This is a genomic window from Paraburkholderia sp. J69-1 (assembly GCF_905220255.1).
GTDB lineage: Bacteria > Pseudomonadota > Gammaproteobacteria > Burkholderiales > Burkholderiaceae > Paraburkholderia.
The window spans coordinates 344,185-357,553 of record NZ_CAJMZG010000007.1 but is presented as its reverse complement, the minus strand read 5'-3'; the positions used below and the strand labels follow the sequence as shown (position 1 = coordinate 357,553).

Below are 13,369 nucleotides of genomic sequence, written 5' to 3'. Positions count from 1 at the left end.
TCGGCGCGCCTGGCGCGAGGCGGGCCCGACCCCAATCCGGATACCTCGATGGAACCCGACCACTACGACGAATTTCCGGTAGCGAGCATTCTGCTGCCGAAGGCGCTGCGAGCGCCTGTCGGCGTGATCTACCACGTCGCGCGCACGCTCGACGACATCGCCGACGAAGGAGACTGGAGCCGCGAGGAGCGCCACACGCGCCTGGCGGATTTCCGCGACGGGCTCGACGCCGTGGCCGAAGGGCGCCCGGCGCCCGTGCATCCCACGCTGTTCGCCAGGCTCGCGGACGTGGTGCGCCGCTGCCGCCTGCCGCTGCAGCCGTTCTACGACCTGGTGTCGGCGTTCGATCAGGACATCGACACCACGCGCTACGCCGACCGTCACGATCTGCTGGACTTCTGCCGCCGCTCGGCGAACCCGGTCGGGCACCTGATGCTGCATCTCATCGATGAAGCCACGCCCGACAATCTGGCCGATTCCGACGCCATCTGCACCGCCTTGCAACTGATTACGTTTCTCCAGGACGTGCCGGCCGACTGGCGGCGGGGGCGCGTCTATCTGCCGCAGGCCGACCGCACGCGTCTGAACGTGACCGAAGCGCAGATCGCGGCGGGCGTGGTGGACGATGCCTGGCGCGCGCTGATGCGGCACGAAATTGCCCAGGTGCGCGCGCTGATGCTCAGCGGCGCGCCGCTGGCGCTGCGCGTGCCGGGACGCTTCGGGCTTGAACTGTGCAGCGTCGTGCACGGCGGGCTGCGCATGCTCGACGTCATCGAGCGTGCCGACTACGACGTATTTCGCGCGCGGCCCGCGCTGCGCGCATCCGACTGGGCCGTGGTGCTGATGCGCACGGCGGCCATGTGGCTGTCGCGCCGTGTCGGCGTGCGCGCGCCTTCGATCAAGAGTAATAACGCATGATGACCACGATTCTCTTTGCCGTGTCCTGTCTTTCGCTGCTGATCTGGCTGGTGCTGCTGCTCGGCCGCGGTGGCTTCTGGCGCTCGCGTCCCGCCGATCCGCTGTCGGTGATCGAGCCCGCGGCGGGCTGGCCGTCGGCCTGCGCCGTGGTGCCGGCGCGCAACGAAGCCGATGCGATCGGCGAAGCCGTCACCTCGCTGCTGCGTCAGGAATACGGCGGCGATTTCCACGTGATCGTGATCGACGACCACAGCACCGACGGCACCGCCGAAGTCGCACGCGCCGCCGCGCTCGCGCTGCAGTGCCCGGAAAAGCTCACCGTCATCACCGCGAAGCCGCTGCCGGCGGGCTGGTCGGGCAAGGTCTGGGCGCAGTCGCAGGGCATCGAAGCCGTGCGCACGCTGGGTCTGGACGCCGATTACCTGTTGCTCACCGACGCCGACATCGGCCATCCCGCCGATGCGCTCGCGCAACTCGTGGTGCGCGCGCAAGCCGAAAAGCGCGACCTGGTTTCGCTGATGGTGCGTCTGCGCTGCGACTCGGTCTGGGAAAAGGCGCTGATCCCGGCCTTCGTGTTCTTCTTCGCCAAGCTGTACCCGTTCGCGTGGGTCAACGACGCGCGCAACAAGACGGCGGCAGCGGCGGGCGGCTGCATGCTGGTGCGCCGCAAGGCGCTGGAGGAAGCGGGCGGTATCGAGTCGATCCGCGCGGAACTCATCGACGATTGCAGCCTGGCCGCGCGTATCAAGCATCGCGGCGAAGGCCATCATCCGATCCGCCTCGATGTCGCGGCGAAGAGCGTGTCGCTGCGCCCGTACGATTCGTGGAAGGACATCTGGAACATGATCGCGCGCACCGCGTTCACGCAGTTGCATTACTCGGCGTGGCAGCTGGCGGGCACGATTCTCGGCATGACGGTGATCTATCTGGCGCCGCCCGTCGTGGCGCTGGTGCTGGGCGCGAAGGGCTGGCCCGCATGGCTCGCGTGGGCAATCATGTGCTGCTCGTATTCGCCGATGCTCGCTTACTATCGCCGCTCGCCGCTGTGGGCGCCGTTCCTGCCGCTCGTCGCGCTGTTCTACGTGGGCGCGACGTTCGCCTCGGCCTGGCGTTTCTGGCGCGGCAAGGGCGGCCAGTGGAAGTCGCGCGTGCAAGCGCCTGCGCAGGGGAGTTGATTGGTGTGCGCTGTCGTTTCTACGGCAGCGCCTGTCAGAGTGAAAAAAGCCGCGTGCAACACGCGGCTTTTTTTTGGGGGGAGAAATGATATCGACGGCGCGCTCAGCGCTGCGTCAACATCATGTACATCTGCACGACCATGTCGGGCGAGAACGTGAACGGCACCCAGCCGTGGCCGGTGTGGCGCATGACCAGCAGACGGTCGCCGTTCGATTGCTTCTGCACGGCCATCATCGGGTTCTTCGTCGACGCGAAGCGCCAGCCCGGCGGAATCTCGGGCGGCGGTTCGGGCTGCATCGAAGCGCGCACGTTCGCGAGTTCCTCGATCAGCTGGCTCACCTGCATCGGATGCAGCGACACCGTCTGCCCGCCGATCGTCATCGTGATCTCGTTCTGCGCGGGACGGCCGACTTCCAGCGTGGGGCGCGTCGCGCTCGACGCGGGCAGCGCCGGCGCTTCGGGCAATTCGGGCAGCTCGAACAATTCCGGCAATTCCGGCGGCGGCACGAGCTCCGCAGCGACGGGCGCTTCGGCAGGCACCTCGGCGCGCGCCTCGGGTTCGGCCGGCGCGATAGCGGCGGCAGCGGTCGATGCGGTCGTTTCCGGGGTCGCTGCAACGGCCGCGGCGGGCGCGTGGGCCGCGCTGGCGGCCTGAATGAGTTGATCGACGCCTGCGTCGATCGCGCCGATCTGGTCTTGAAGATTCATGCGAGCTTCTCTGGTAAGACCCGCGATTTTACCCACAGAGCGCGCGAACGGGTCGGCGGTCGTTGTAAGCAGGACGCAACAACGTTGTAACAATTGGTCGTGCGGCCTGCTTCAAGGCACCCAAAACGCCTTATTTCCCGCTCAGATAGCCGGCCTCGCGGAACCACGCGAGCGCGTCCTTGAGCCCTTCGCGGTAAGGCCGCGCGCGATATCCGAGCTCGCGTTCCGCCTTCGCCGAGGTGAAGTACATCTTGTTCTTCGACATCTTGAGCGCATCGACGGTCACGAACGGCTCGCGCTTCGTGATGCGCGCCACGGCTTCCGCGCCCATCGCCAGCGGATACAGCGGCCAGCGCGGCAGCGCGATGGTCGGCGGCTTGCGCCCGACCATGCCGGCGATATCGGCGAGCATCTGTTGCAGCGGCAGATTCTCGCCGCCCAGGATGTAACGCTCGCCGATGCGCCCGTGCTCCAGCGCGAGGAAATGGCCATTGGCCACGTCGTCCACGTGCACGAGGTTCAGGCCCGTATCGACGAAAGCGGGCATCTTGCCGGTCGCGGCTTCGACGATGATGCGGCCCGTGGGCGTGGGCTTGACGTCGCGCGGGCCGATCGGCGTGGACGGATTGACGATCACGGCGGGCAGGCCGTCCTGCTCGATCATGCGCTCGACAGCGCGCTCGGCGATCACCTTGCTGCGCTTGTAGACGCCAATCGCCTGATCGGCCTTGAGCGGCGAGGTTTCGTCGGCGGAATTGCCGGAGTTCGTGACCTTCAGCGTCGCCACGCTGCTGGTGTAGACGATGCGCTCCACGCCCGCCGCGAGCGCGGCGCGCATGGTGGCTTCCGCGCCTTCGAGGTTGGCGCGCTCGATTTCGAGCGGATCGGGCGCCCACAGGCGATAGTCGGCGGCCACGTGGAACAGGTAGCGCACGCCGTCGAGCGCCTTGCGCATCGAGGCTTCGTCACGCATATCGCCGGTGACGATCTCGACGTCGAGCGATTCGAGGTTCTTGCGCGGGCTCGTCGCGCGCACCAGCAGGCGCACGGCAAAGCCTTTTTCCAGCGCGATGCGGGCGACGGCCGAGCCGACGAAGCCGGACGCGCCGGTGATCAGCACGAGGTCCTTGTTAGCGCGGGAAGTGTCGGTCATTCTGGTTTCGCATTCGGGTTCGATGATGGGCGCCGGGCTGCGGAAAGTCGCGGCCGGCAGCCGCAGTGGCACGGATTGTACGTGGCGCGCGCGTGCTGCGCTGCGGCGACCGGCAGGCGCAAAGGCCTGGAAATCGCGTCTACAATGCCGACCGTGTGTTGCACGCAGGTCGCATGCAAGGGAAACAGGAGATCGAACGATGAGCGAACCGGATCTGGACGCACGCCTGGAAACGTACTACGTGCGCGTGCACGGAACGGTGCAGGGCGTGGGTTTTCGTCACGCGACGGTGCGCCAGGCGCACGCGCTGCGCATCCGCGGCTATGTCGCCAATATGGAAGACGGCACGGTCGAAGCCGTGATCCAGGGCACGGCGAACCAGGTGGATCGCATGCTTTCGTGGCTGCGCCACGGCCCGCCCGCCGCGCGCGTGAGTTCGGTGGAGAGCGAGGAGCGCTCCTCTGAAAAGCGTTACGAGCGTTTCGAGCAGCACTGAAACGCTACTAAACGGCTAAAAAAGCGGTGCGCCTTCATCGGCGCACCGCTTTTGCGTTTTTTGCAGCGCCTTTACGGCATTTTCATCGCATCAGGCGACGGCCAGCAGGCTTTCCGCGAAGCCCCAATCCTTCTCGATCCACTGCCGCGCGCAGCTGAAGCCCGCATCGGCGGCAATCGCGGGGATTTCATCGGCGTGATACTTGTGGCTGCTTTCGGTCCAGATGGTCTCGCCGGCTTCCATATCGATGTCGATCCGCGCCGCGCCTACATGCGCGTGCACGTGACGCTTCGCGCGCAGATGCATCTCGACGCTGCGCGCGTCGGGATTGAAGCGCGCGACGTGCTCGAAGTCGTGCAGGTCGAAATCGGCGTCCAGCTCGCGGTTGATGCGCGAGAGCAGATTGAGGTTGAACGCGGCGGTCGCGCCGATGCTGTCGTCGTAAGCGGCGATCAGCGTATCGACGGGCTTTACGAGATCGGTGCCCAGCAGCAGCGTGTCGCCGGGGCGCAGCATCGCGCGGATCTCGCGCAGAAAACGCGTGGCCGCAAGCCGCGCGAAGTTGCCGATCGTGCTGCCGAGAAACAGCACCAGCAGGCGCTCGCCGTTCTTGCGCTGGCGGCTGACTTCGGCGAGACCGGCCAGATAGTCGCGCTCGTAACCGACGATGGAAATGCGCTCGATATCGGCCAGTTCGCGGCGGCACAACTGCAAGGCGGTGCGCGAAATCTCGATCGGACAATACGACGTCGGGCGTTTGCGGCACAGCGCTTCCAGAATGCGGCGCGTCTTGCGCCCGCTGCCGCTGCCGAGTTCGGCGACCGTCACATCGGCGGGCAGGGCTTCGACGATTTCATTGGCGTAGCGCGTGAGCAGGCGTTCTTCCGAGCGCGTGACGCCGTATTCGGGCAACACCGTGATGACTTCGAACAGCGCCGAGCCGACTTCGTCATACAGATACATCGACGGCAATTCCTTCTGCGGCGCGTGCATGAGGCCGCTGCGGACATCGGCGGCGAAGCTGGCAAGCGCGGGAGATTGGGGATCGGGGCGGGAGGCGGGCAGGGTCATGCGGGCTCCTGGATCGTGGGACAGCAGGCGTGCGGTGCGCGCAACCGTCGTCCGCACGATGGGAGCGACGACGGTTCGCGCCCCGAACGAAGGGCGGTTCTCCAGCGAAGACTTCCGTTCTAGTCCATCGCGCCGGGCAATACACGGACTAAATTGCGATTTTCGCTGCGGCAGCGGAGGGCGCATCGGCCGTGCCCGCGTTCCGGCGCGGCCTGCAGCGCATTAGAATGCCGGCTGGCGCGCAGTGACAGACAGCGCTCCCAATTCAATAACCGATTCAAATGACAACGTCTTTTCCGGCGCCGCCTGTTTTTTGCATGGCCGCAATCCGCCGATGAACACCAATGACACCGGGCGCGGCATCGCGCTTTCCGTGACCGCATCGGCGCTGTTTGCGCTGATGTCGGCGTACACCTTGTTGCTCGCGCCGCTTGGCGGCCTCGACATCTTCGCCTGGCGCGTGATCTGGACCGTGCCCGGCGCGCTCGCACTGCTGGTGGTGCGCAAGCGCCTGCCGCAGTTGCTCGAACTGGTCATGCGCGCGATACGCCAGCCGCGCATCGCGCTGATGCTGGCCACCAGCGCCGCGCTGCTCGGCCTGCAGATCTGGGTGTTCCTGTGGGCGCCGCTGCACGGGCGCATGCTCGAAGTGTCGCTCGGCTATTTCATGCTGCCGCTGGTGATGGTGCTGGTCGGGCGCTATTACTATCACGAGCGCCTGGAGCCGCTGCAATGGATCGCGGTGGCCTGCGCGGCCGTGGGCGTCGCGCACGAACTGTGGGCCACGCACGCGTTTTCATGGCCGACGCTGCTGACGGCGCTCGGCTATCCGCCGTACTTCGTGCTGCGCCGCAAGATTCACGCGGATTCGCTCGTGACCTTCGCCATCGAAATGATCCTGCTGCTGCCCGTGGCCTTCATCGAAGTCCATACGGGCGGCTCGCTGGCGCTGGTGAGCAGCCACGCGTGGCTGGCCTGGGTGCTGCTGCCGGGGCTCGGTCTGATCAGCACGATCGCGCTCGCGACCTATCTGAAGTCCAGCCGGCTGCTGCCGATGGCGCTGTTCGGCATCCTCGGTTATGTCGAGCCGGTGCTGCTCGTGGTCATCTCCGTCACGCTGCTGGGCGAGCATCTCGGGCTGCGCCAGCTCGCGACCTATGTGCCGATCTGGATCGCCGTGGCCTTGACGGCGCTGCACGGCGCGCGCCTCGTGCGCCATTCGCGCTGAGCGCGTAGACGGCTTTTATCGCGCCGCGTGCCCGCGCGGCGGATTGATGCGCGTAGGGCCGGCCTTGGCTTCGATGGCCTCGCGCAGCGCGGGGCGCCAGCCCAGACCGAACAGCGCCTCGGCGAGCACGAAAAGCGGCCCGATGATCAGGCCCGCCAGATCGTCGACGAAAGCCGGCTTGCGATGTTCGTAGGCCACGTGGCCGATGAACTGGAACGCCCAGCCCACCACGAAAAGCCCGATGCCGCCCGCGAGCCACATCGCCGTGCCCTGCTGCGCGAACCACGCGCCGATGCTCAGGCACACCGCCGCGACCACGGCCATCATCAGGCCGAGCGGTACGTCGAGCACGAGGTAATAGAGCATCGTCGCGCCGAACAGCAGCCACGCGGGCGAGAGCGGCACGGCCGCGAGCGGCCACGCAACGCCTGCGAACACCGGCCGCGAAAGCAGCACCGCGAGCGCCAGCACGATCATCGGAATGCCGACGAAATGCGTGGCGATATTGCGCGAGTCGCGATGATATTCGGCGTATTGCGTGAGCTGATCGGTCAGGTTTCTCATGGATGTCCCCTTGTCTCTAAAGTCATTATGATCGTCGGGCGCACCGCCGCAGACCTTCGGCTAGCCGACAATCTCGACTCGATGACTTCACGCTCCGACGATTCCGCCATCACGAACGCCGCTCCACCTGGACTGCCGCTCGACTCTGTCTCGCCGTGCCTCGCGGCGGCGCTGGCGCGCAGCACGTGGTTCGCCGGTCTGCCCGAGCCGTTGCGCGCCGGTTTGATCGCCGGTGGCCGCGTGCGCACGTTGCGCGCGGGCGAGCGGCTGTTTCTGCGAGGCGACGCCGCCGACGGCGTCTATTGCGTGCTCGACGGCGCGGTGCGCATCGGCGCGGCGAGCGCGTGCGGACGCGAGGCGCTGCTCGCGTTGATGGGCCCGGTGAGCTGGCTTGGCGAGATCGCGCTATTCGATTCCGGCGTGCGCACGCACGATGCCTATGCCGAGCGCGACACCACGCTCTTTCACGTGCCGCGCGCGGCGCTGGCGGCGCTGCTCGACGAAACGCCCGCGTATTGGCATGAATTCGGCTTGCTGCTGGCGCAGAAGCTGCGCCTCGCCTTCGAGGCCATCGAGGAAAGCGCGCTCCTGCCCGCCGCGCCGCGTGTGGCGCGCCGTCTGCTGCTGCTGGCGGCCGGTTACGGCGAAGCGGGTCTCGACGCGGCCAGCGACGCGCCCGACACCGATGCGGCCCGCCACGTGATCCACGTCCCGCAGGAAGACCTCGCGCTGATGCTCGCGCTGTCGCGCCAGACCGTGAACCAGATCCTGCGCCAGTTCGAGCGCGACGGCCTGCTGGTGCTGCGCTACGGCGAAATCGAGATCGTCGATGCCGCGCGTCTGGAGCAGCAGGCGCGCTGACGCGGCGATCGGCATTGCAGCCGCGCGCCTTTTGCCCCGACAATGACGCGGCTTACAGCGCGCCTGCCCGCGCTGCCGAACCCGTCTTTCAACCGGCCGCCTGCGCGCGGCGCTTTCCGATACCGCTTCATGACCGACCGCGTCATTGCCGCCTTCGATTTCGACGGCACCATCACCACGTCCGACAGTTTCCGCGCCTTCATGCTCGATACGGCAGGCAGCACGCGTTTCGTGCTCGCCGCGCTGCGCTGCCTGCCGTGGCTCGCGGGCATCGCGCCCGGCTGGTCGGATCGCGGCCGCACCAAGGCGCGCTTCCTGAAAGCCGCGCTCGGCCCGGTGCGCCGCGAGGCGCTGGACGCCGCCGCACAGCGTTTTGCCGCTAACGGCCTGCGCGAGCTGCTGCGCCCCGAGATGCTCGAGCGCATTCGCGAACATCAGGCGCTGGGCCACGAAGTGGTGCTGGTGAGCGCGTCGCCGTCGATCTATCTGCGCAAATGGGCGCCGACGGTGGGCATCGACACCGTGCTGGCGAGCGAGCTGGAATGGCGCGATGGCGTCTACACTGGGCGGCTCGCGGGCCGCAACTGCTGGGGGCCGGAGAAGGTTGCGCGGCTGCGCGCCTGGTGGGGCGATAACGCGCCCGCCACGCTCTACGCCTATGGCGACAGTCGCGGCGACCTGGAAATGTCGCAACTCGCCAACCACGCATGGATACGCGGCGAAGCGCCGTTCCCGTCGCTCGCGCCGGCTGGCGACTTCGGCGCGCCGGCGTGAGCCGGTAACCCTGTGAGCGACTGACAGGCGAGCGGACACGAGACATCGAAAACAACTGAAGGAGACGACCCCATGAACGGACAATGGACCACGGTGAAGTCGCGCGACGGCGGCGAATTCCGCGCCTACACGGCGCTGCCGCCCGAAGGTAGCGGCCCCGGTCTCGTGCTGCTGCAGGAGATCTTCGGCGTGAACGCGAACATGCGTGCGACCGCCGAGCGCTACGCCGAAGAAGGTTACGTGGTCATGGTGCCCGACCTGTTCTGGCGTCTGGAGCCGGATGTCGATCTGGGCTACGAAGGCGCGGACATGGCGCGCGCGCTCGCGCTGCACGATCGTTTCGATGTCGATCTCGCGCTCGACGATATCGCGCAGACGCTCGGCGCGTTGCGCGCGCATCCTTCGCAGCGCGGCAAGGTGGGCGCGCTGGGCTTTTGCCTGGGCGGCAAGCTCGCGTATCTGGCAGCGGCGCGCACCGACATCGACTGCGCGATCGGCTATTACGCCGTGGGTCTCGAGGCGTATCTGAACGAAGCCGAAACGATCCGCTGCCCGCTGATGCTGCACTTCGGCGGCGAGGACAAATGGTGCGACGCGGCTTCGCGCGCGCGCATCGAAGCCGCGCTGGCGGACACGGCGGGCGTCGAGCTCTACACGTATCCGGGCTGCGATCACGCCTTCGCCTCGCCCGCGCGCCCGCAATTCGACAAGGCCGCGGCGATGATGGCGTACTCGCGCTCGCTCGCAATGTTGCGCCGCGTGATGGGCCCGATCTACGACTTCAACGCGCTGTGGGAAGAGCACTGCTACCACGAATTCGTCGCGCGCAACCCCAACGACGTGATGCCGACGATGGTCGCGCAGCCCTACGTCAACCACATCCCGACGATGACGGGCGGCGTCGGCCACGACGAACTCAAGCGCTTCTACACGCACCATTTCGTGCACTCGAATCCCGAGGACACGCGCCTGATTCCGATCTCGCGCACCATCGGCTCCGATCGCGTGGTCGACGAATTCATTTTCTGCTGCACGCATGACCGCGAGATCGACTGGCTGCTGCCGGGACTCGCGCCCACCGGCAAGTATTTCGAAGTGCCGATGCTGGCCGTGATCTGCTTTCGCGGCAGCAAGCTCTACAACGAGCACATCTATTGGGATCAGGCTTCGGTGCTGGCGCAGATCGGCGCGATCGATCCCACCGGCCTGCCGATTGCCGGCATCGAAAGCGCGAAGAAACTGCTCGACGAAACCCTGCCGTCGAACACGCTCATGCCGGCGTGGAAAAGCAGCGAAGGCAAGCCGTTCTAAGCCGGCCTTCCACGCGATGGATCGCGCTGCTTACTGAAACGGATTGTCGATCACGCCGGGCTTCGCGTCCGGCTCCTCCTTCACCTGCGCGGGCAGATGCGGGTCGGCCTGCAGCTTCGCCACCACGTTATCGAGCGCCGCCTTCAGCGCGAGCGCGGCGGCCAGCCCGCGCCGGTCGCGCGTGATGTCGAGCGTGCCGGCCAGCGTCACGCGCGTGCTGCCGTTGGTGAGCGTGAGCGCGTCGCCCTGCACGTTCAGGACATCGTCGTCGTTTGCGTATGCGTCGAACACCTTGTATTCCTCCTTGAGCGCGATGCACGTTGGGCTCGCATTATAAAAAACGCAGCGCACGGCCAGCAAACTGTCTGCCGATGCCCGCCGCCCAGTCTGTATCTTCGAATCTGACAGCCAAAACGGTAGAGCGCTGTGCGTGAATGTGAAGCCATTGTCAGGCTGGCAACGCCGCGCTGACGCAGATCAACACCGAATCGCGAATCCGCTGCACTTCACGGCAAACCGATGATGATGACGCACCTGTTGCCTGAACAAGGAGTGCGTCATGGGAATTCTAGACAAGGTGGCCGAAATCGCCGTCGTGGCGGTGAAACTGGCTGAAGCGAGCGCGTGCGGCGACGCATCGGCAATCATCGATACACGGGCCTGACGATGCGGGTTTCGCGTATTGCGCAAAGGCGGGGCGCGTGCCTCGCAGTGGTGATGAGTGCGTGCGTGTCGCTGCTCGCGGCTTGCACGTTGACGCCGTGGCAGCCGCTCAGCCGTTCCAGCGACGATAGCAACGCCGACGACGCTTCTGCCGCCACCGAGGCCAGCGCGCCCGGGCCGGCTTCGGCCACGCCGGTGGTCGTGCCCACGTCCAGAGTGGTGGCCGAGGTGCCTGCCACCGCGAGCAAAGCCGCCGCCGCGAAGGACTTCTATCGCGTGAAGACCGGCGACACGCTTTATCACATCGCCGCCGCGCACGGCCAGCGTTCTGCCGATATCGTCGCGTGGAACAAGCTGCCGGCTTCGGGACAGGTGAAAGTGGGGCAACTGCTGCGGGTTGCGCCGCCGGTGAAGAGCGCGGCGGCGCCCGCTCCGGCGCCTGTGCCGGTCAAGCAAGCGTCCGCGACGCCTGCCGCGCCTGCAGTGCCCGAGCCTGCGGCCAAACCTCGCGCGCCCGCCGCGCCCGCCCCGGCCTCCCGCTTCGTCTGGCCGATGAACGGCAGCGTGGCCACGTCGTTCGCGCCGGGCAAGTCGCGCGGCATCTTGATCGCGGGCGCGCCCGGCGAGCCGGTCAAAGCGGCCGCTGCGGGACGCGTCGTCTACGCGGGCACGGGCATCCAGGGCTACGGCAAGCTCATCATCGTCAAACACGACGCACGTCTCGTGACCGCCTATGGCCGCAATGGCCGCTTGCTCGTCAAACAGGGCGAATCCGTCAAGCAGGGCTAGACGATTGCCACCAGCGGCGCCGATGCCGCGGGCGTCGGCACGCTGCTCTTCGAAGTGCGCGAGAAAGGCAGGCCCGTCGATCCGCTGGGCAAACTGCCGCGCGCGCAATCGTGAAGATCGTTGTGGAGTCCGTATCGAAATGAAAGCCATCAACCGACGACAATTCCTCGCAACCGCCTGCACGGGCTTCGCAGGCCTCGCAAGCCTGACCGGCCTGAGCGCCTGCACCGCCACGCCCGCCAGTTCCGCTTCGGCCGATGCGAACCTGCACGCGCGTCGCGAAATCGATGCGAACGTGGAAGCGGCGCTTGCGCGTCTCTACAGCACGGTGAAGGGCTCGCGCGAACTGTTTTCGAAGGCGCGCGCGGTGCTGGTGTTTCCTGAAGTGATCGGCGCGGGTTTTGGCGTGGGCGGCCAGTACGGCAAAGGCGCGCTGCGCGCGAGCGGCCGCACGGTGGGCTATTTCAGCACGACCTCGGGTTCGCTGGGCTTCCAGGTGGGGGCGCAATCGCGCGCGATCTTCTACGCCTTCATGACGCAGGGCGCTTACGATCGCTTTCGCCGCAGCAGCGGTTGGGCGGCGGGCGCGGACGGCACCGTCGCGCTCGTGAAGATGGGCGCGAACGGCACGATCGACACGTCAACGGCCGTCAATCCGATCGAGGCCATCGTGCTCACCAACGCGGGCCTGATGGCGGGCGTTTCGCTCGAAGGCTCGAAGGTTTCGCGGCTCGACCTTTAGGCGCGTAGCCGCGGTAACGACTCAACCGGCGCGGTGCAGCAGGCTGTCACCGCGCTTTTTATTTCACGCGCTCACCAGCCCCATTTGCGCACGGTAAAGGCGTGGCCGTTGAAGGCCACGTTCGTCCTGGCGGCGACATCGGCGGGAATGCCGGGGAATGCGATGCCTGCCTGCGCGCCCAGATCGCGCACCGGGCGGATGTCGTAACGGTCGGCGCTGGCGTTATCGGCGACGATCGCGAACGCGAGTTTCTGCGACGGCACGTACACCACCTTGAAGATCTGCGTGGGCACCAGCACGCGCGTCGCGCCGATCGTCTGCAATTGCGCGCCGGTGAACAGCGGGCCGGTCACGACATAGGCTTCGCCGTATTTATCGGCGAGCTTGCGCACGGCCGCTTCGATATGCGCCCACAGACGCTGGTTGTTGTCGCGGTTCTGGGGAACGATGTTGGCCAGAGAAAACGACTCGGCCATCGCCTGCGGATTCCAGCGATTGCCCGCCGGGCTCATGTGACCGCGATCGAAACCGCTGCGCTTGTAATCGGCGAGCGTCGCGCCTTCGCCGGCCGGCAGGCGGTCGTCTTCGAAGAAGCGGTTGGTGCGGGTCATGTCCTTCGCGGCGTCGAGGTGATCGCGCGTCAGGTGTTCCGCCGACCAGAGTGGCCCGTGCGTGATGCCCGAGTGCAGCACGACGAAATCCGAATAGCAGAGCATGTGCGTCTTCGGCGCCATGCGCGCGTTCGTGAGCGTGGGGAACTGGCCGTCGGGGACAAATGCGGAACAGGCGGGTGCGGCGAACGCATGGCCTGCGAAAGCCATGGCGAGACAGGCAAACAGCTTCTTCATCGGCGAATCGGAAAGGCAGAAAGCGCGCGGGCGTGGCGCAGGCTTGCGCGCGGCGTCGCGTCAGGTC

At 66.8% G+C, this 13,369-nt stretch carries 15 protein-coding genes; 9 read left to right on the top strand and 6 right to left on the bottom strand.

Translation table 11 applies throughout. From position 1 onward, the window contains the following. Nucleotides 1–48 precede the first annotated feature (48 nt). Together hpnC and U5A67_RS15625 are read left to right on the top strand one after the other, a co-directional pair. Entirely contained in the window at nucleotides 49–918 is an 870-nt protein-coding gene (gene hpnC / locus U5A67_RS15630) for a squalene synthase HpnC (RefSeq protein ID WP_205984434.1), read from the top strand. Next, on the top strand, nucleotides 915–2,093 hold the full coding sequence (locus tag U5A67_RS15625) for a glycosyltransferase (RefSeq protein WP_321814997.1): 1,179 nt from the start codon (nucleotides 915–917) through the stop codon (nucleotides 2,091–2,093). Before hpnC ends, U5A67_RS15625 begins: the two co-directional genes overlap by 4 nt. A gap of 103 nt (nucleotides 2,094–2,196) precedes the next feature. Here U5A67_RS15625 and U5A67_RS15620 read toward each other — a convergent pair whose 3' ends face one another. Together U5A67_RS15620 and hpnA are read right to left on the bottom strand one after the other, a co-directional pair. Beyond that, nucleotides 2,197–2,802, bottom strand: coding sequence for a hypothetical protein (locus U5A67_RS15620; protein ID WP_321814998.1), 606 nt, complete (start codon nucleotides 2,800–2,802; stop codon nucleotides 2,197–2,199). Between the two features lie 130 nt (nucleotides 2,803–2,932). Next, nucleotides 2,933–3,955, bottom strand: coding sequence for a hopanoid-associated sugar epimerase (gene hpnA / locus U5A67_RS15615; protein WP_205984429.1), 1,023 nt, complete (start codon nucleotides 3,953–3,955; stop codon nucleotides 2,933–2,935). 199 nt (nucleotides 3,956–4,154) lie between these two features. On the opposite strand from hpnA, the gene U5A67_RS15610 reads away from it, so the two are divergent. Continuing rightward, nucleotides 4,155–4,451 (top strand): acylphosphatase, encoded by a 297-nt coding sequence (locus tag U5A67_RS15610; RefSeq protein ID WP_205984428.1) that lies wholly within the window; start codon nucleotides 4,155–4,157, stop codon nucleotides 4,449–4,451. Nucleotides 4,452–4,541: 90 nt separating this feature from the next. Here U5A67_RS15610 and egtD read toward each other — a convergent pair whose 3' ends face one another. Continuing rightward, nucleotides 4,542–5,522, bottom strand: coding sequence for an L-histidine N(alpha)-methyltransferase (gene egtD, locus U5A67_RS15605; protein WP_205984427.1), 981 nt, complete (start codon nucleotides 5,520–5,522; stop codon nucleotides 4,542–4,544). Between the two features lie 334 nt (nucleotides 5,523–5,856). On the opposite strand from egtD, the gene rarD reads away from it, so the two are divergent. Continuing rightward, nucleotides 5,857–6,750, top strand: a complete 894-nt coding sequence (gene rarD, locus U5A67_RS15600) for an EamA family transporter RarD (RefSeq protein WP_321814999.1) — start codon at nucleotides 5,857–5,859, stop codon at nucleotides 6,748–6,750. Nucleotides 6,751–6,765: 15 nt separating this feature from the next. Here the strand turns inward: rarD and U5A67_RS15595 are convergent, their stop codons facing one another. Next, entirely contained in the window at nucleotides 6,766–7,314 is a 549-nt protein-coding gene (locus U5A67_RS15595) for a DUF962 domain-containing protein (protein ID WP_321815000.1), read from the bottom strand. A gap of 81 nt (nucleotides 7,315–7,395) precedes the next feature. Between U5A67_RS15595 and U5A67_RS15590 the strand changes: the two genes are divergently transcribed. The 3 genes from U5A67_RS15590 to U5A67_RS15580 all read left to right on the top strand — a co-directional run bounded on the left by U5A67_RS15590 (nucleotide 7,396) and on the right by U5A67_RS15580 (nucleotide 10,260). Continuing rightward, nucleotides 7,396–8,175, top strand: coding sequence for a Crp/Fnr family transcriptional regulator (locus tag U5A67_RS15590; RefSeq protein ID WP_321815001.1), 780 nt, complete (start codon nucleotides 7,396–7,398; stop codon nucleotides 8,173–8,175). 129 nt (nucleotides 8,176–8,304) lie between these two features. Beyond that, nucleotides 8,305–8,949, top strand: a complete 645-nt coding sequence (locus U5A67_RS15585) for an HAD family hydrolase (protein WP_321815002.1) — start codon at nucleotides 8,305–8,307, stop codon at nucleotides 8,947–8,949. 72 nt (nucleotides 8,950–9,021) lie between these two features. Further along, entirely contained in the window at nucleotides 9,022–10,260 is a 1,239-nt protein-coding gene (locus U5A67_RS15580) for a dienelactone hydrolase family protein (RefSeq protein WP_321815003.1), read from the top strand. 30 nt (nucleotides 10,261–10,290) lie between these two features. On the opposite strand, the gene U5A67_RS15575 is transcribed toward U5A67_RS15580, so the two are convergent. Beyond that, nucleotides 10,291–10,551 (bottom strand): hypothetical protein, encoded by a 261-nt coding sequence (locus U5A67_RS15575; protein ID WP_205984421.1) that lies wholly within the window; start codon nucleotides 10,549–10,551, stop codon nucleotides 10,291–10,293. A gap of 426 nt (nucleotides 10,552–10,977) precedes the next feature. Between U5A67_RS15575 and U5A67_RS15570 the strand changes: the two genes are divergently transcribed. After that, on the top strand, nucleotides 10,978–11,712 hold the full coding sequence (locus tag U5A67_RS15570; protein WP_321815004.1) for a peptidoglycan DD-metalloendopeptidase family protein: 735 nt from the start codon (nucleotides 10,978–10,980) through the stop codon (nucleotides 11,710–11,712). 148 nt (nucleotides 11,713–11,860) lie between these two features. Beyond that, nucleotides 11,861–12,454, top strand: coding sequence for a YSC84-related protein (locus U5A67_RS15565; protein ID WP_321815207.1), 594 nt, complete (start codon nucleotides 11,861–11,863; stop codon nucleotides 12,452–12,454). A gap of 71 nt (nucleotides 12,455–12,525) precedes the next feature. Here the strand turns inward: U5A67_RS15565 and U5A67_RS15560 are convergent, their stop codons facing one another. Beyond that, nucleotides 12,526–13,302: a DNA/RNA non-specific endonuclease gene (locus U5A67_RS15560; protein WP_321815005.1), complete on the bottom strand. Its 777-nt coding sequence runs from the start codon at nucleotides 13,300–13,302 to the stop codon at nucleotides 12,526–12,528. Between the last annotated feature and the right edge of the window lie 67 nt (nucleotides 13,303–13,369).